Origin of the sequence: Massilia terrae (assembly GCF_024753145.1) — a bacterium.
Classification (GTDB): domain Bacteria; phylum Pseudomonadota; class Gammaproteobacteria; order Burkholderiales; family Burkholderiaceae_D; genus Telluria; species Telluria terrae.
Genome location: NZ_JANUGU010000002.1, coordinates 178,741 through 196,498, shown reverse-complemented (window position 1 = coordinate 196,498; position 17,758 = coordinate 178,741). Strand labels below are relative to the sequence as shown.

The following is a 17,758-nucleotide window of genomic DNA, read 5'->3' as shown; positions in this document are numbered from 1 at the left end:
GGGAAGTGCTTAGAACTTGTGCGACACGCGCGCGAAGTAGGAGGCGCCGTTCAGGCCGAATTGCACGCTCTCGTACTTGAAGCCGTTGTCGGTCTCGTCCGGGTTCTGCAGGCTCGGGTGCACGTTGAAGATGTTGTTGGCGCCGACCGTCAGCTTGGTCTTGTCGGTGAACGCCCAGGTGAACGCCAGGTCGGCCGAGGTCTTCGGCGCGTAGTACTGGTTCGGCACCGGCGGCCCCGAGAACGTGCCCAGCGTCTGCGGCCCGAAGTGGATGATCTTGAAGTCCGTCTCCAGCTGCCCCAGCGTGTAGTCGAAGTCGAGCGTGGCCTTGCGGCGCGGCGCACCCTGTTCGATGAACAGGCGCTCGCGGTCGGACAGCAGCACGTCCTCGAAGCCCTTGAGCGCGGCCGGCGCGTGGACCCCGGTCACTTCGGTCTTGCTGAAGTTGGCGGCCAGGTAGGTCACCAGCTTGCCGGCGCCGAGCGTGCTGCGGTTCGAGACCGTCAGGTCCAGGCCCTGGGTGCGCGTATCCACCGAGTTGACGAAGAACTGGGCCTGGCCCACGCCCAGCGCCGACAGGGTCGCGCCCAGCGCCGGGTAGTTGTCGGCGTCGAAGCGGCCCGACAGCACGATGCGGCCGTCGATGTTGATCCGGTACAAGTCGGCCGTGAGCGAGGTGGCCGCGGTCGGCGACCAGGTCAGGCCCAGCGTGTAGTTCTTCGATTTCTCTTCATGCAGCTTGGGGATGCCGGCCGCGTTGGCGACCTTGCCGCCGTTCGGCGCCAGCACCACGTCCATCGGCACGCCGCTGATGAAGTCGGTGAAGGTGGACGAGAAGTAGGCCTGCTGCAGCGAGGGCGCGCGGAAGCCGGTGCTGGCCGAGCCGCGCAGCAGCACGCCATCGAGCGCCTTGAAGGCGGCGGCCAGCTTGCCGTTCACGGTCGAGCCGAAGTCGGAGAAGTGCTCGTAGCGCAGCGCGGTCTGCAGCTTGAGGCGCTGGGTCACATCGGTCTCGACGTCGATGTAGGCGGCGTGGCTGTGGCGGTCCTTGTCGGTGGCGTCGCCCGGCTGGAAGCCGGGGAAGCCCTGGCTGCCGGCGTTGCCGCCGAAGCCGACGCCGTCGGCGTCGATCCAGGAACCGGGTTCGCCGGCGAAGATCTGGTAGTTCTCCTTGCGGTACTCGAAACCGAAGGCGGCGTTCATCCCTTCCAGCACGGCCGGGTAGAAGCGCGAGAAGTCGGCGTTGGTGGTCAGCTGGCGGAACTGGAAGCCGCCGGCATTGAAGTGGTCGGGGCTGATGCCCTTGCCGCCCTTGATCAGGTCGAGGTTGGCGATCGAGGCGTTCAGGGTGTGGCTGATGTCGTACAGCATCCGGTTCGAGCCGTAGGTCTGCGACAGGTCCATGTGCCAGTCGTCGCCGAGGCGGGTGCGGTAGCCGATGGTGCCGTAGCGGTCGTCGATGGTGCCGTTGATGAAGGGCACGAAGCCGTTCGGGTACATGGCCGCCGAATTGCGCGAGGGGATGTCGTCCGAGCCGAGGCCGCCGCGGGCCCAGGCGCCGGACGAGGCGTCGCGGTTCTGGGCGCCGGCGGTCAGGTACAGCTTGCCGTCGCCGGCCGCGAATTCGCCGTTCAGGTAGACGGTCTGGTTGTTGACCTTGGTGTCGCCGATGATGCGCGGGTTGTCGGCGTCGGCGCGGTTGGAGCGGCCGCGGTGGGCGTATTCGCCGGTGATGCCGAGCACGCCGCCGGCCATGGCCACGCCGCAGTAGGCCGAGCTCAGCCAGTTCTTGCCGTCGTGCTTAGAGTATTCGCCGGCGCCGGCCACGGCTTCGCAGCCCAGGCTTTTCTTCAGTTCGATGTTCATCACGCCGGCGATCGCGTCCGAGCCGTACTGGGCGGCGGCGCCGTCGCGCAGCACCTGCACGTCCTTTACCGCCAGCAGCGGGATGGCGTTCATGTCGGTGCCGGTGTTGCCGCGGTTGCGGGCGCCGAACAGGTTGACCAGGGCCACCGTGTGGCGGCGCTTGCCGTTGATCAGCACCAGGGTCTGGTCGGAGCCGAGCCCGCGCAAGGCGGCCGAGTCGACCAGGTCGGCGCCGTCGGCGCCGGTCTGGCGGGTCGAATTGAACGAGGGCGAGATGTAGGCCAGGGTCTGGGCCAGGTCGAACTGGCCGCCTTGCTCGGCGGCCTTGGTCAGCGGGATGAAGTCGACCGGCACCGGGGTGTCGGTGCTGGAGGCGGTGCCGACCCGGCGCGAGCCGACCACGCTGACGGTGGCCATCGGGGCGGCCGCTGGCGGGGCATCGCCGGTTTGGGCCTGGGCGGCCGGGGCGAGGGCGGCGACTGCGCCGCCATAAAGACTGATCAAGACTGCGTGGCGCAGCGGTTTAAGTGGGAACACGGGGCCTCCTGGGTGAAGACCGCCATGTTAGCTAACAACCATGCTGCGGTGCAAAACGGGTGTGTCATTGCAGCAACGGAGGCTTGACCACCGGTATCGTGGCGACGGCGGCGGCGCGCCGGTTTACGCTGGACGAAAACGGGAGCGCCGGGGCGACGGTTTTTGGGTTGGTGGCGTGGCTTAGGGCAGCGGGGTGACGCGGCCGCCGATGAGGATCGCGCCGTGCTCGATGCGGGTGCGGATCAGGCAATCGCGGCCGGTGGCGCGGCCTTGCTGCAGGGTCAGGCCGTGGCCCAGCAGCACCGTCAGCGCGCCCGCCGCCACCCCGGTCGCGCTGTCTTCCAGCGCCGGGTCGAGGTGGTTGAAGTTGCGGCCCTCGTAGCGGCCGTCCGGGTGGCGGCACCAGGCGTAGATGCCGTTCACGCCGGCTGCCTTGCCCCAGGCCGAGATCGCGGCCAGGTCGGGCCGCAGGCCGTGCAGGGTGGCGGCGTCGGCCACTTCGACCAGCAGCTTGGGGCTGCCGACCGAGGCTACCTGGGGCGCGCTGGCCGGGATCACGGGCTGGCCGAGCAGGGCGGCGAGGCCGGGCAGCCGGGCCAGCGTCGGGGCCGGCTGCACCGCGAGCCGCACGTAGTAGTCGTCGCCTGCGCGCGACAGGACCAGCGGCTGGGCGCGCATGGCGGTGGTCACGGCCAGCGTGGGCGGGGTGCCGGCAAGATGGGGTTGCCGCGTGCGCGGGAACGACGTTCTTCCTTCGGCGAACAGCACGGCGGCGGCGGCGAGGGTGGCGTGCAGGCACAGCGGGCTGCGGGTGTGCGGGTACCAGTAGTCGAGCACGGGCGGGGCGCCGGCCGCCGCGTGGCCCTCCGCGCCCGCGGCGCGGTCGATGCAGACGACGGTGGTGTTGCGCGCGCGCGCCAGCGCCTGGCGCGCGGCCGGGTCGGCCGGGCCGTCCGCGACCACGAGGGCCGGGTTGCCGCCGCCGGCGGCGCTGCCGAAACAGAGCAGGGAAGTGGTTCGCATCGGGCGTCCTTCGGTTATACTGTGTTTTTATACAGTAGTTTTATTCTCTGCTTAGTGTAGCGTTTTTGCAGCCACCGTTCCGATGAGCGCCCCGTTTGCCGGCCTGCCCGAGTATGCAGAGCTGTTTTGCCTGTCCAATTTTTCCTTCCTGCAGGGTGCGTCGCACGCCGAGGAGCTGGTGGCGCGCGCCCGCCAGCTGGGCTACCGGGCGCTGGCGCTGACCGACGAATGCTCGCTGGCCGGGGTGGTGCGGGCCCATGCGGCGGCCAAGCGCGCCGGGCTGCCGTTCATCGTCGGCGCCCACTTCCGGCTGGCAGGCGGGCCGGCGCTGGTGCTGCTGGCCCAGAACCGCAATGGCTACGGCAACCTGTGCGAGCTGGTCACCCTGGGGCGCACCCGCAGCGCCAAGGGCAGCTACCGGCTGACGCCGGACGACATCGCGGCGCCCGCGCCCGGCTTCGCCCACCTGCGCGGCATGCCCGACTGCCTTGCGCTGCTGGTGCCGGACTATCCGGGCCACGAGGCGCAGGCGGTCGACCGCCTGCACGGGGAGGCCGCGTGGCTGGCGGCGCAGTTCCCGGGGCGCGCCTGGATCGGGCTGAACCTGCTGCACCGGGCCTTCGACGACGTCCACCGCACCGCCGTGGAGGAGGTCGCCGCGCTGCACCGGCTGCCGGTGGCGGCGCTGGGGCATGTGGTGATGCACGTGCGTTCGCGCAAGCCCTTGCAGGACACGATGACGGCGGTGCGGCTCGGCAAGGCGGTGGGCGCCTGCGGCTACGGCCTGGCCCAGAACGCCGAGCAGCACCTGCGCGCACGGCTGCGCCTGGCCAACCTGTACCCGCGCGCGGCGCTGGCCGAGACGGTGCGCATCGCCGGCCTGTGCACCTTTTCGCTGGACGAGCTGCGCTACGAGTACCCGAACGAGGTGGTGCCGGCCGGCGAGAGCGCGGCCAGCTACCTGCGCAAGGAGACCTATATCGGGGCCCACCGCCGCTTCCGCGACGGCATCCCGGCCAAGGTGCAGGGCCAGCTCGAGCACGAGCTGGCCCTGATCGCCGAGATGGGCTACGAGCACTACTTCCTGACCGTGTACGACATCGTGCGCTTCGCCCGCGCGCAGGGCATCCTGTGCCAGGGGCGCGGCTCGGCCGCCAATTCGGCGGTCTGCTACTGCCTCGGCATCACCGAGGTCGACCCGGCCCGCGCCAAGCTGCTGTTCGAGCGTTTCATCTCGCGCGAGCGCAACGAGCCGCCCGACATCGACGTCGACTTCGAGCACCAGCGGCGCGAGGAAGTGATCCAGTACATCTACGCCAAGTACGGGCGCGACCGCGCGGCGCTGGCCGCGGTGGTGATCAGCTACCGGCCCAAGAGCGCGCTGCGCGATGCCGGGCGCGCGCTCGGGGTCGACCTCGCGGTCGTCGAGAAGGTGTGCAAGACCCACCACTGGTTCGACGGCCGCGCCGACCTGCTGCAGCGGCTGGCCGAGGCCGGGCTCGACCCGGAGGCGGCGCTGGCGCAGCAGTGGGCCACCCTGGCTACCGGGCTGCTCGGCTTTCCGCGCCACCTGTCGCAGCACCCGGGCGGCTTCGTGATCGCGCGCGGCAAGCTGTCGCGCCTGGTGCCGATCGAGAACGCCACCATGGAAGAGCGCAGCGTGATCCAGTGGGACAAGGACGACCTCGAGGAGCTGGGGCTGATGAAGGTCGACGTGCTGGCGCTGGGCATGCTGTCGATGCTGCGCCGCGCGCTCGAGCTGGTCAGCGCGCGCCACGGCATCGTGTTCGAGATGCAGGACATTCCGGCCGCCGACAGCGCCACCTACGACATGATCTGCGCGGCCGACACGGTGGGGGTGTTCCAGATCGAGTCGCGCGCGCAGATGAGCATGCTGCCGCGGATGCGGCCGCGCGAGTTCTACGACCTGGTGATCGAGGTCGCGGTGGTGCGCCCGGGGCCGATCCAGGGCGGCATGGTGCATCCCTACCTGCAGCGCCGCCAGGGCAAGGAGAAGGTGGTCTATCCGAGCCCCGAGATGGAGATCGCGCTGAAGCGCACGCTGGGGGTGCCGATCTTCCAGGAACAGGTGATGCAGGTGGCGATCCTGGGCGCCGGCTTCACCCCGGGCGAGGCCGACCAGCTGCGGCGCGCGATGGCGGCCTGGAAGCGCAAGGGCGGGCTGGAACAATATTACGACCGCATCGTCCGCGGCATGCTGGAGCGCGGCTACGACCTGGCGTTCGCGGAGGCGATCTTCAGCCAGATCCAGGGTTTCGGCGAGTACGGGTTTCCGGAATCGCATGCGGCCAGCTTTGCCTTGCTGGCCTATGCCAGTTCCTGGCTCAAGCGCCATGAGCCGGCGGCCTTCCTGTGCGCGCTGCTGAACAGCCAGCCGATGGGTTTCTACAGTCCGTCGCAGCTGGTGCAGGACGCGCGCCGCCACCAGATCGAGGTGCGGCCGGTGGATGTGATGGTCAGTGGCTGGGAGTCGGCGCTGGAGGAGCCGGGCCGGGATGCGGGGACCGGGGCTGAGCAGGGGAACTGGGGTTCCCGCCTGCGCGGGAACGACGGCCGGGATGGAGCGGGTGGCGAAGGTGATGCGTGCGGTGATCGCGATGGCGATGACGATGACGATGACGATGGCGGTGGCGGTGGCGGTGGCGATGGCGATGGCGACGGTGTCGCAGGCAATACCGAGGACGCGGTCGCCACGCCGGATCCGGCGCCGTCCGCGTCCGGCTGGCGGCCCCGCCCGCAGCCGGCGGTACGCCTCGGGCTGTCGCTGGTGCGCGGGATGAGCAAGGAGGCGGCCTTGCGGATCGAGACGGCGCGCGCCGTGCGGCCGTTTTCCAGCGTGGCCGACCTGGCGCGCCGCGCCGCGCTCGACCGCGCCGACCTGCAGGTGCTGGCCGCCGCCAACGCCTTGCGCGCGCTCGCCGGCCATCGGCGCGACGCCTTGTGGCAGGCCGTCGGCGCCGTCCCCGACCAGGATTTGCTGCGCCCGACCACGCCACGCGAGGAAGTGCCGGAATTGCCCGCGCCGTCCGAAGGCGACGAGATCGTCGGCGATTACCGCTCCCAGGGCCTGACCCTCGGCCGCCATCCGCTGGCCCTGCTGCGCGAACGCTTGCTGGCGCGGCGTTTCCTGCCGGCCGCCACGCTGGCCGGGTTTGAGGACGGCCAGCTGGCGCGTGCCTGCGGCATCGTCACCGTGCGCCAGCGGCCCGGCACCGCCAAGGGCGTGCTGTTCATGACGCTGGAGGACGAGACCGGCAACGTCAACGTCATCGTCTGGCCCGATCTGGTCGAACGCCAGCGCCGCGAAGTGCTCAACGCGCCCTTGCTGGGTGTCTACGGAATCTGGCAGCGGGAGGGCGACGTCCGCCACCTCGTCGCCAAGCGCCTGGTCGACCTGTCGTCGATGCTCGGGCGCCTCGATGCGCGCAGCCGCGACTTCTGCTGACGGCAGTCAATCAGCTCGAACCAGCCCGAACCGGCTCGAACCAGCCCGAACCAGCCCGAACCAGCCCGAACCGGCCCGAACCGCCCGAACCGCCCGAACCGCCCGAACCGCCCGAACCGCCCGAGCCGCCCGAGCCGCCCGAACCGCCCGAATCGCCCGAACCAGCCCGAACCAGCCCAAATCCACCAGTGTGGCCGCTCCCGCCGCATACACGTTGCGCCGCCGGGAACGCCAGCGCCGCGCCGGCCGGGATGGGATGGGCCCCTTCCGAAAATATCCTTGCAGCTTCTTGCTTGCACCCGCCTGCGCTTTCTGTCTGTCCGTGTCGATTCCTGTTGATTTCTGAACCCAGCCATTGAAGCGGGCTCAAATCGACAGGAACCGACAGCAATCAACAGCTCCCGCAAGCGCAAGCAAACCAGGATCGCCAAGGGGGCCTGACGCAGCATGTCGAAAATGGCCTGCGCTTGCTGTCGATTTTTGCGCTTGCTGTCGATGTTGAACTCAGCCTTCGCAAATCCGTCAAACAGACAGGAACCGACAAAAACCAACACAGCGCGCATGGAGGTGAAAGATGAAAGCGGCAGCACATCCCGTGCCACCCACCGCAGCCCTGCGCCATCTCTCTGCATTTTTGCAAGAAATCGAGAGCGAGCTGACGGTGGAGCAGGCCGCGACAATGGCCATCAATCAATGGATCGCGGCGGCGCGCGGCCACCCGGCCAACATCAGCTTGCCGCCGATGCGCGGCTACCAGTGGAAGGTACTGTTCCTGCCTGCAGGCAGCGGCCTGCGCATGTACCTCGACGGACAGTTTCACTATGCACAGGTCGATGGCGACAACATCTTCTACCAGGGACGGACCGTAACGCCGCACAGTTTCACCACGGAATGCGGCGGCCGGTGTCGCAACGCCTGGCGTGACCTGTGGGTGCTGTTGCCCGGCGAACGGCAGTGGCAGCCGGCATCCGAATTGCGCCGCATATGCGAGCAGGAACTAGCCGCCAGGCAGCTCGCGCCAACCGAAGCGGCCTCGCCGGTCGAAGCGGTGCGCGCCGCCGCACAATGCATGTCGGAAGCCCTGCATGCCGCGCTCGCGATGGTTGAATATTCCCGCGACCAGGCCGCCGCGCGGGTCGAACGGCGCGTCACCCGCGCCCGGCGCGCGGACGACGAACTCGCCGACGATTGCCGCCTGGACTGATCTGCACCGGCAGCTTACATCAGCTTAGACATGGACTGCATATGGGCGGGCTGGGAACTCGGACAGGCGGCGTACGTCAACGCACGGATCGCGGATGCTGGATTTGGCTACCATTCAGTTGGTAGCTGGCAAAGCGCATGAATGAGGAGGCCGCATGGATTCGACTCTGATGCTGCAAACTTCGACCGTGCTGTTCGCCATTGCGGCGCTGGGCGGCGCGGCCATGGCGCTGATGCGCTTCAGCGGCACGCCGCGTCCGCCGCACTGGCTCGCGATGCTGCACGGCTTGCTGGCCGGCGCCGCGCTCACGCTGCTGCTGTACGCGGCGGCCACCACTCCTGTGCCGGCCTCGGCCAAGCTGGCCGCGGTCCTGTTCCTGGTGGCGGCGGCCGGCGGCGTCCTATTGAACCTGCGCTTTCACCTGAACGAGATCGCCCTGCCCAAATGGCTGGTGCTGGTGCACGGAGGAATTGCCGTGGTCGGCTTCATCTGCCTGCTGCTCGCGGCATGGACGCGCTAGCCCCGGCCTGACGCCGCCGCGCCTCGCAACGGCCCGGTGCAGCTGCGCGTGACCACACGCCTTACCACGCCGCATTGCCACCGCACCGCCGCCGCCTCGCCGCCGCCTCACCGCCGCCTCACCGCCGCCTCACCGCTACCCCTCGCCGCTGCGCCTTGCCACGACGCGCACGCGTGACTTCTGCTAAGCTCCGCCGGCACTACGGAGCCAAACCATGAACAAGCCGATCCACGCGCTGTGCCAGCTTGCCCTGCTGGGCCTGGCCGCCGCCCGCGCCACCGCCGCCCCCGAGGACTGGGCCCTCCACGCCCAGGCCACCAATGTCTACCAGAAGAACGCCTCGTTCCGCTCGTCCTACAGCGGCCCGAACAGCCTGGACGCGCGCGGCGACACTGAGGAAACCACCGACCTCACCCTGTACGCCGGCCTGCGCCTGGGCCGCGCCACCGAACTGTGGATCAATCCCGAAATCGACCAGGGCTTCGGCCTGGCCGACACCACCGGCATGGCCGGCTTCCCCAGCGGCGAAGCCTACAAGGTCGGCGCCCACGCCCCCTACCTGCGGGTGCCGCGCCTGTTCCTGCGCCACGTGCTGGCGCTCGGCACCGAGGCCGAGGCCGTCGAGGGCGGCGCCAACCAGCTGGCCGGCAGCGTGCCCAACGACAGCCTGACGCTCACGGCCGGCAAGTTCGCCGTCACCGACATCTTCGACAGCAACCGCTACGCCCACGACCCGCGCGCCGATTTCCTGAACTGGGCGGTGATCGACGCCGGCGCCTTCGACTACGCGGCCGACCCCTGGGGCTTCACCTACGGGGTGGCGGCCGAACTGGCGCGCGGCGCGCGCACCTGGCGCGCCGGCCTGTTCCAGCTGTCGCCGCTGCCCAACGACAAGATCGTCAAGCCCCGCTTCGGCCAGTACATGCTGGTTGGCGAGCTGGAGCAGCGCTACCAGTGGCGCGGCCACCCGGGCGCGCTGCGCCTGCTGGGCTTTGCCAACAAGGCGCGCATGGGCCGCTACGACGATGCGGTCGCGCTGGCCGGGGCGGGCGCGGCGCCCGACATCGCGCTGGTGCGGCGCCCCGGCTGGCGCGCCGGGCTGGCGCTCAACCTGGAGCAGGAGCTGGACGCCGGGATCGGCCTGTTCGCCCGCGCCAGCGCCAACGACGGCAGCAAGGAAGCCTACGAATTCACCGAGATCAACCGCTCGCTGGCGGCCGGGCTGGTGGTCGAGGGCGAACGCTGGGGCCGCGCCGGCGACCGGCTCGGCGTGGCCGCCGTCGCCAACCAGCTGTCGGGCGACGCCCGCGCCTACCTGGCGCGCGGCGGCCTGGGCATCCTGATCGGCGATGGCGCGCTCAGCTACGGCGCCGAAAAAATCGTCGAAGCCTATTACGCGGCGCGCCTGGCCAGCTGGCTGAACCTGAGTCTCGACGTCCAGCGCGCCAGCAACCCCGCCTACAACAAGAGCCGCGGCCCGGTCCCCATCTACGCGCTGCGCCTGCACGCCCAGTTCTAAGCCACCCCGTCGTCCCCGCGCAGGCGGGGACCCCATGCTGAGTTTGCAGGACGGCGGCGCAAGGGGCGGCCAAACCAGCGGTCTACGGATTCCCGCCTGCGCGGGGACGATGTTGCTTGGGGATAGGGCCCGTTGTAGCGCCGTTACGTTGACATGAAGAAGTATTGGCTGGTTTAAGGTATAATTTCAATTTCCCGCGCGTGCCGTTCGGCACCAACAGCACAATGACCAAATTTGTCTTCGTCACTGGCGGCGTCGTGTCATCCCTCGGCAAAGGGATCGCGGCCGCCTCCCTCGCCGCGATCCTCGAATCGCGCGGCCTCAAAGTCACCATGCTCAAGCTCGACCCGTACATCAACGTCGACCCGGGCACCATGAGCCCGATGCAGCATGGCGAAGTGTTCGTCACCGACGACGGCGCCGAAACCGACCTCGACCTGGGCCACTACGAGCGCTTCATCAGCACCCGCATGAAGAAGGTGAACAACTTCACCACCGGCCAGATCTACGAATCCGTGATCCGCAAGGAACGCCGCGGCGAATACCTCGGCAAGACCGTGCAGGTGATCCCCCACATCACCAACGAGATCCAGGACTACATCCGGCGCGGCGCCGAGGGCGTCGACGTCGCGCTGGTCGAGATCGGCGGCACCGTGGGCGACATCGAATCGCTGCCCTTCCTCGAAGCGGCCCGCCAGCTGAGCCTGCGCGTGGGCCGCAAGTCGGCCGCCTTCGTGCACCTGACCCTGGTGCCCTACATCGCCTCCGCCGGCGAACTCAAGACCAAGCCGACCCAGCACAGCGTGCAGAAGCTGCGCGAGATCGGCATCTCGCCCAACGCCCTGTTGTGCCGCGCCGACCGCCCGATCCCGGACGACGAGCGCGCCAAGATCTCGCTGTTCGCCAACATCGAAGAGCAGGGCGTGATCTCGGTGTGGGACGTCGACACCATCTACAAGGTGCCGCAGGTGCTGCACGACCAGGGCCTGGACGACATCATCCTCGAGGCGCTGGACATCCAGGCCCCGCCGGCCGACCTGTCCGTCTGGACCAAGCTGATCCACACGCTGGAGCACCCCAAGCACGAAGTCACGATCGGCATGGTCGGCAAGTACGTCGACCTGACCGAATCCTACAAGTCGCTCACCGAAGCGCTGCGCCACGCCGGCATCCACACCGAATCGAAGGTCAACATCGAATACCTCGACTCGGAAGAGCTGGAAACCCGCGGCCCGGCCGAACTGGCCAAGTACGACGCGATCCTGGTGCCGGGCGGCTTCGGCAAGCGCGGCGTGGAAGGCAAGATCGCCGCCGCCCGCTTCGCCCGCGAAAGCAAGATCCCCTACCTCGGCATCTGCCTCGGCATGCAGGTCGCGCTGATCGAATACGCGCGCCACATGGCCGGCCTGCCGAACGCCAACTCGACCGAGTTCGATCCCGAGACCGACCAGCCGGTGGTGGCCCTGATCACCGAGTGGCAGAACCACGACGGCAAGGTCGAGAAGCGCGACACCAATTCCGACCTCGGCGGCACCATGCGCCTGGGCGCCCAGACCTGCGCCGTCAAGGAAGGCACCCTGGCCGCCGAGATCTACGGCAGCGTGGTCACCGAGCGCCACCGCCACCGCTACGAAGCCAACAACTTCTACCTGCCCAAGGTCGAAGCGGCCGGCATGGTGGTCGCCGCGCGCACCCCGAATGAAGACCTGTGCGAGATCATGGAACTGCCGCGCAGCACCCACCCGTGGTACATGGGCGTGCAATACCACCCGGAGTTCAAGTCGACCCCGCGCGGCGGCCACCCCCTGTTCACCTCGTTCATCCAGGCGGCCCTGGCGCACCAGGCCGCCAACGCCCGCACCGCGGCCAATGCGCCCGTTCTGCAAGGAGAAGTGGCATGAAGCTTTGCGGTTTTGACGTCGGCCTGAACCAGCCGATCTTCCTGATCGCCGGTACCTGCGTGATCGAATCGGAGCAGCTGGCGCTGGACACGGCCGGCACGCTGAAGGAAATCACCAGCGCGCTCGGCATCCCCTTCATCTACAAGTCCTCGTTCGACAAGGCCAACCGCTCGTCCGGCAAATCGTTCCGCGGCCCCGGCATGGAAAAAGGCCTGGAGATCCTGGCCAAGGTCAGGCAGCAGATCGGCGTGCCGGTGCTGACCGACGTCCACACCGAGGAAGAGATCCCGGTGGTGGCCAGCGTGGTCGACGTGCTGCAGACCCCGGCCTTCCTGTGCCGCCAGACCGACTTCATCAACGCCTGCGCCCGTTCCGGCAAGCCGGTCAACATCAAGAAGGGCCAGTTCCTGGCCCCGGGCGACATGAAGAACGTGATCGACAAGGCGCGCGCCGCGGCGCGCGACGCCGGCCTCGAAGCGGACAACTTCATGGCCTGCGAACGCGGCGCCTCGTTCGGCTACAACAACCTGGTGTCGGACATGCGCGGCCTGGCCATCATGCGCGAATCGAACTGCCCGGTGGTGTTCGACGCCACCCACTCGGTGCAGCTGCCGGGCGGGCAGGGCACCTCGTCGGGCGGCCAGCGCGAGCACATCCCGGTGCTCTCGCGCGCCGCCGTCGCCGCCGGCATCGCCGGCCTGTTCATGGAAACCCACCCCAACCCGGCGGTGGCAATGTCGGACGGCCCCAACGCCATGCCGCTCGACCGCATGAAGGAGCTGCTGACGACCCTGGTCGACCTCGACCGCATCGTCAAGCGCGCCGGCTTCATGGAACACAGCTTCAAGTAATATGGCACGTCGTCCCCGCGCAGGCGGGGACCCATGCTGAGCGTGCCGCCCCGCACCCTTTTTAATCTTCGGAGACCAGAACTACATGAGTGCCATCGTTGACATCATCGGCCGCGAAATCATCGACTCGCGCGGCAACCCGACCGTCGAATGCGACGTGCTGCTGGAATCGGGCGTCATGGGCCGCGCCGCGGTGCCGTCCGGCGCCTCGACCGGCTCGCGCGAAGCGATCGAGCTGCGCGACGGCGACCCCAAGCGCTACTTCGGCAAGGGTGTGCTGCAAGCCTGCGAGAACATCAACACCGAGATCAGCGAAGCCATCATGGGCCTGGACGCCAATGAGCAAGCCTTCCTCGACCGCACCCTGATCGACCTCGACGGCACCGAGAACAAGAGCCGCCTCGGCGCCAACGCCATGCTGGCGGTGTCGATGGCGGTGGCCAAGGCCGCCGCCGAGGAAGCCGGCCTGCCGCTGTACCGCTACTTCGGCGGCTCCGGCGCGATGCAGATGCCGGTCCCGATGATGAACGTGATCAACGGCGGCGCCCACGCCGACAACAACCTGGACATCCAGGAATTCATGATCATCCCGGTCGGCGCGCCGTCCTTCAAGGAAGCCCTGCGCTACGGCGCCGAGGTGTTCCACACCCTCAAGAAGATCCTGCACAGCAAGGGCCTGAACACCGCCGTCGGCGACGAGGGTGGCTTCGCGCCGTCGGTCGCCAACCACGAGGAAGCGATCAAGCTGATCATGCAGGCGATCGAGCAGGCCGGCTACGTGGCCGGCCAGGACATCTGCATCGGCCTGGACTGCGCCGCCAGCGAGTTCTACAAGGATGGCAAGTACGTGCTGGAAGGCGAAGGCGGCCTGGCGCTGTCGGCCCAGGACTTCACCAACATGCTGGCCACCTGGTGCGACAAATACCCGATCATCTCGATCGAGGACGCGATGGCCGAAGGCGACTGGGACGGCTGGAAGATCCTGACCGAGGCCCTGGGCAAGAAGGTGCAGCTGGTCGGCGACGACCTGTACGTCACCAACACCAAGATCCTGAAGGAAGGCATCCAGAAGGGCATCGCCAACTCGATCCTGATCAAGATCAACCAGATCGGCACCCTGACCGAGACCTTCGCCGCGATCGAGATGGCCAAGCGCGCCGGCTACACCGCCGTGATCTCGCACCGCTCGGGCGAGACCGAGGACTCGACCATCGCCGACATCGCGGTCGGCACCAACGCGCTGCAGATCAAGACCGGCTCGATGTCGCGTTCGGACCGCATGGCCAAGTACAACCAGCTGCTGCGCATCGAGGAAGACCTGGGCGACATCGCCAGCTACCCGGGCCGCGACGCGTTCTACAACCTGAAGTAATCCGGGAGCCCCCGGCCGCTTGCCGCGGCCGGGGTTCGCGCATGCGCCTGATCACCCTGGCCCTGTTTGCCTTGCTGCTGCTGATCCAGTACCCGCTGTGGCTGGGGAAAGGCGGCTGGCTGGCCGTGCACGAGATGGAAGCCCAGGTCGACGCCACCCGCAAGAAGACGGACGAACTGAAGGCCCGCAACGCCAAGCTGGAATCGGAAGTGCGCGACCTGAAGAACGGCACCGGCGCGGTCGAGGAGCGGGCCCGCTACGAGCTCGGCATGATCAAGCAGGACGAGATCTTCATCCAGGTCCTCAAGCCCGGCAGCAAGGACGCCCCCAGCATGACCCCGCACCCCAAGCCCCCCGCCGAACCTGCCGGCAAGAACGCCAAACCGCTCGACGATTAATTTTTCCATCGTCGTTCCCGCGCCGGCGGGAACCCCAGTTCCCCAGCACACCGCCATGGCCGACCCCACCCCACCGCTCGACACCCTCGAAGCGATTGCCAGCTACCTCGCCGACGCCTTCGAATCCGGCGAGGCCGACCTCATCCGCGCGGCCTTCAGCGCCGTCGCCAACGCCCCCGCCGCGGCCGAATTAGCCGCCGCCGCCGGCTTCCCACGCGCCGCCCTGCACGACGCCCTGCTCGCAGGCGAACTCCCCCTCGACCTGACCCTCGCCATCATGAAGGTCATCGACCTCTACCGCTAAGCTCAGTCGATCAGCGGGTCTCAAAGTTGTAGCCCGGCTCGCTCGATGCCACCGCCAGGCATATGTCCCCCTTGCCTTCGCAAAAAAAAGACATCGTGCGGCATCACGCTCGCCCCAACATCGTGACCCTGGTCAGCACCCGGCTCTAGCTCAGTGCTTGGTGCCGCTGGCCGGCTGGGTCGCGTCGGCGGCCGGCCCGCCCGCGAACAGCTGCGCGCAGTCGACCTTGTCGAAGCCGTAGTGCTTGCCGCAGAAATCGCAATTGATCGACAGCTCGCCCAGTTCGGCCAGCGCGGCATCGACCTCGCCCTGGCCCAGCGTCTTGAGCATCGCGCCCACTTTTTCGCGCGTGCAGCTGCAGAAGAACTCCGGATGGGCCGGGTCGAACACGCGCAGCGTCTCTTCCCAGAACAGGCGCTTCATCAGGGTCGCGATATCGGCTTCCAGCATCTCCTCGCGCTTGAGAGTGCTGGCCAGCGAGACCGCGCGGTTCCACGTTTCCTGGTCCTCTTCCGCCGTGGCCTGCTTGACCTGGTCGGAGGCATTGCTGTTGCGCGGCAGCTTCTGCAGCAGCAGGCCGCGCGCGACATGCTCGTCCGCCGCCAGCCACAGCTTGGTATCCATCTGCTCCGAGCGCAGCATGTAGTTCTCGATCACGGTCGCCATGTCGTCGCCCACCAGCGGCACGATGCCCTGGTAGGGCTGCTGGCCCGGCACCTTGTCCTGCGGATCGAGCGTGATCACAAAGCGGCCCTTGCCGTGCGCATTGAACAGCTGCGGGATGGTCGCGCCATCCGCCACCATCGCCTCCGGCGCCAGCTTGGCGGTGGCGCGCACGCGCAGCGCGGCGTCGCACTCGACCACCAGCAGGCGCACCGGGCCGTCGCCGTGTATCTGCATCACGATCGAGCCATTGAACTTGAGGTTGGCCGACAGCAGCGCGGCCGCCGCCACCATCTCGCCCAGCACCGCGCGCACCGCTGTCGGGTAGCTGTTGCGCGCCTGGATCTCGCGCCAGGCCTGGGAAATCTCGACGAGTTCGCCGCGCACGGCGGCGTTCTCGAAGATGAAGCGTTGCAGGGTGTCCTTGTTGTCTACTGTCGTCATTGTCTATCCGATTTTCTTTAGCTCAGCCTTGAAGCGCTGGCCGCGCGCCACATAATGTGCGGCGTTGGCGGACAGGCGCTGCAAGTCTTCTTCCGTCAGCGTGCGCACCACCTTGGCGGGCGCGCCGATGATCAGCGAATGGTCGGGGAACTCCTTGCCTTCGGTCACCAGCGCGCCGGCGCCGACCAGGCAGCCCTTGCCGATCTTGGCCCCGTTCAGGATCACGGCCTGGATGCCGACCAGCGCCCCATCGCCGATGGTGCAGCCGTGCAGCATGGCCTGGTGGCCCACCGTCACGTTCTTGCCCACGGTCAGGGGGAAACCCAGATCCGTGTGCATCACGGTGCCTTCCTGGATGTTGCTGTTTTCCCCGATCGTGATGCGCTCGTTGTCGCCGCGGATGGTCACGCCGAACCACACGGACGCATTTGCCTCGACCGTCACCTTGCCGATCAGGCTCGCCGAATCGGCCACGAAAGCGGACGCATCGATCTCGGGGACATCGTCGCCCAATTGGTAAATCGCCATGGAATGCTCGCGGAAGAGGGTTGAAATACCGCTATTTTACGCCCTCGGGTCCGGCAAGGCCCGAGCAGGGAAGATTGGGATGACCGGCAGGAAATCAACAGGGCACGTATAATCTGAACGATCGTACTATTTCAGTAAACGAGAACGTCGTTCCCGCGCACGCGGGAACACCATTTCCGCAGCGCAGTGTGAACGCCATGAAAACCTCCCGCTCCGAATTCATCCCCATCCGCGGCCTGCAAACCCACGTGCGTCACTGGGGCCGCGCCGGCGCGCCCAAGCTGTTCATGCTGCACGGCTGGATGGACATGTCGGCCTCGTTCCAGTTCGTGGTCGATTGCCTGCAAGGCGACTGGCACGTGATCGCCCCCGACTGGCGCGGCTTCGGCCTGACCGAGCGCGGGCCGGGCGACACCTACTGGTTCCCGGACTACGTGGCCGACCTCGACTTCCTGCTCGACCACTACGCGCCGGGCGCAGCGATTAACCTGCTCGGCCACAGCATGGGCGGCAACATCGCCGGCATCTACGCCGGCGTGCGGCCCGGGCGCGTGGGCAAGCTGATCAATCTGGAAGGCTTCGGCCTGCCGGCCACGCGGGCCGAGCAATGGCCGGGCAGGGTGGCGCAATGGCTGGATGAATTGCACACCCCGCCGCAGATGCGCGGCTACGCCAGCCTGGACGACGTTGCCGCGCGCCTGCGCAAGACCAACCCGCGCCTGTCCGCCACCCGCGCCGCCTTCCTCGCCGAGCACTGGGCCGCGCGCGACGAGTCCGGCCAATGGTTCATCCTCGGCGACCCCGCCCACAAGCAGCACGGCCCGCTGCTCTACCACGTCGACGAAGTGCTGGCCTGCTCCAGCCGGATCACCGCCCCGGTGCTGTGGGTGGAAGCGGAAGACACCAATATGTGGCGCTGGATGGGGCCGAAGGAAGAGGCGCGCGCCGAAGTCGACCGCCGTCTCGGCCACCTGGCGAACGTGACCCCGAAAATGATCCCCGACGCCGGCCACATGCTGCACCACGACCAGCCCGAGCTGCTGGCGCGGATGATCGAACAATTCCTTTCCATCTAGCACCTCGTCCCGGCGCTTGGGAGCTGAGCGGGAACACACGCGCCGGGACGTCGTTTTGAAGTTAGGGCTGAATGCATCGTAAAATG

14 protein-coding genes are annotated in these 17,758 nt (G+C 68.0%); 10 read left to right on the top strand and 4 right to left on the bottom strand.

What is annotated here, in order from left to right; genetic code table 11:
* Positions 1–9: 9 nt before the first annotated feature.
* Together NX778_RS08125 and NX778_RS08120 are read right to left on the bottom strand one after the other, a co-directional pair.
* On the bottom strand, positions 10–2,403 hold the full coding sequence (locus tag NX778_RS08125) for a TonB-dependent receptor plug domain-containing protein (protein WP_258811219.1): 2,394 nt from the start codon (positions 2,401–2,403) through the stop codon (positions 10–12).
* 180 nt (positions 2,404–2,583) lie between these two features.
* Positions 2,584–3,426: a PhzF family phenazine biosynthesis protein gene (locus NX778_RS08120; protein ID WP_258811218.1), complete on the bottom strand. Its 843-nt coding sequence runs from the start codon at positions 3,424–3,426 to the stop codon at positions 2,584–2,586.
* Positions 3,427–3,508: 82 nt separating this feature from the next.
* Here NX778_RS08120 and NX778_RS08115 point away from each other — a divergent pair, with 82 nt between their 5' ends.
* The 9 genes from NX778_RS08115 to NX778_RS08075 all read left to right on the top strand — a co-directional run bounded on the left by NX778_RS08115 (position 3,509) and on the right by NX778_RS08075 (position 14,961).
* A complete protein-coding gene (locus NX778_RS08115) occupies positions 3,509–6,892 on the top strand; it encodes an error-prone DNA polymerase (RefSeq protein ID WP_258811217.1) in 3,384 nt (1,127 codons plus the stop codon).
* Between the two features lie 574 nt (positions 6,893–7,466).
* Positions 7,467–8,096: a hypothetical protein gene (locus tag NX778_RS08110; protein ID WP_258811216.1), complete on the top strand. Its 630-nt coding sequence runs from the start codon at positions 7,467–7,469 to the stop codon at positions 8,094–8,096.
* 154 nt (positions 8,097–8,250) lie between these two features.
* Positions 8,251–8,616 (top strand): hypothetical protein, encoded by a 366-nt coding sequence (locus NX778_RS08105; protein ID WP_258811215.1) that lies wholly within the window; start codon positions 8,251–8,253, stop codon positions 8,614–8,616.
* 214 nt (positions 8,617–8,830) lie between these two features.
* Positions 8,831–10,135: a carbohydrate porin gene (locus tag NX778_RS08100; protein ID WP_258811214.1), complete on the top strand. Its 1,305-nt coding sequence runs from the start codon at positions 8,831–8,833 to the stop codon at positions 10,133–10,135.
* 224 nt (positions 10,136–10,359) lie between these two features.
* Positions 10,360–12,036, top strand: a complete 1,677-nt coding sequence (gene pyrG, locus NX778_RS08095) for a CTP synthase (protein ID WP_258811213.1) — start codon at positions 10,360–10,362, stop codon at positions 12,034–12,036.
* Entirely contained in the window at positions 12,033–12,887 is an 855-nt protein-coding gene (gene kdsA / locus NX778_RS08090) for a 3-deoxy-8-phosphooctulonate synthase (RefSeq protein WP_258811212.1), read from the top strand. The genes pyrG and kdsA overlap by 4 nt, the downstream gene beginning before the upstream one ends.
* 85 nt (positions 12,888–12,972) lie before the next feature.
* Complete coding sequence (gene eno, locus NX778_RS08085) at positions 12,973–14,259, top strand: phosphopyruvate hydratase (RefSeq protein ID WP_258811211.1); 1,287 nt, start codon at positions 12,973–12,975, stop codon at positions 14,257–14,259.
* A 41-nt stretch (positions 14,260–14,300) separates the two neighbouring features.
* Positions 14,301–14,657, top strand: a complete 357-nt coding sequence (ftsB, locus tag NX778_RS08080) for a cell division protein FtsB (protein ID WP_258811210.1) — start codon at positions 14,301–14,303, stop codon at positions 14,655–14,657.
* Between the two features lie 55 nt (positions 14,658–14,712).
* Positions 14,713–14,961, top strand: coding sequence for a helix-turn-helix domain-containing protein (locus NX778_RS08075; protein ID WP_258811209.1), 249 nt, complete (start codon positions 14,713–14,715; stop codon positions 14,959–14,961).
* Between the two features lie 150 nt (positions 14,962–15,111).
* Here the strand turns inward: NX778_RS08075 and hslO are convergent, their stop codons facing one another.
* Positions 15,112–16,068, bottom strand: a complete 957-nt coding sequence (gene hslO / locus NX778_RS08070) for an Hsp33 family molecular chaperone HslO (RefSeq protein ID WP_258811208.1) — start codon at positions 16,066–16,068, stop codon at positions 15,112–15,114.
* 3 nt (positions 16,069–16,071) lie between these two features.
* Positions 16,072–16,596, bottom strand: coding sequence for a gamma carbonic anhydrase family protein (locus NX778_RS08065; RefSeq protein ID WP_258811207.1), 525 nt, complete (start codon positions 16,594–16,596; stop codon positions 16,072–16,074).
* Positions 16,597–16,793: 197 nt separating this feature from the next.
* On the opposite strand from NX778_RS08065, the gene NX778_RS08060 reads away from it, so the two are divergent.
* On the top strand, positions 16,794–17,672 hold the full coding sequence (locus tag NX778_RS08060) for an alpha/beta fold hydrolase (RefSeq protein WP_258811206.1): 879 nt from the start codon (positions 16,794–16,796) through the stop codon (positions 17,670–17,672).
* The last annotated feature ends 86 nt before the right edge of the window (positions 17,673–17,758 follow it).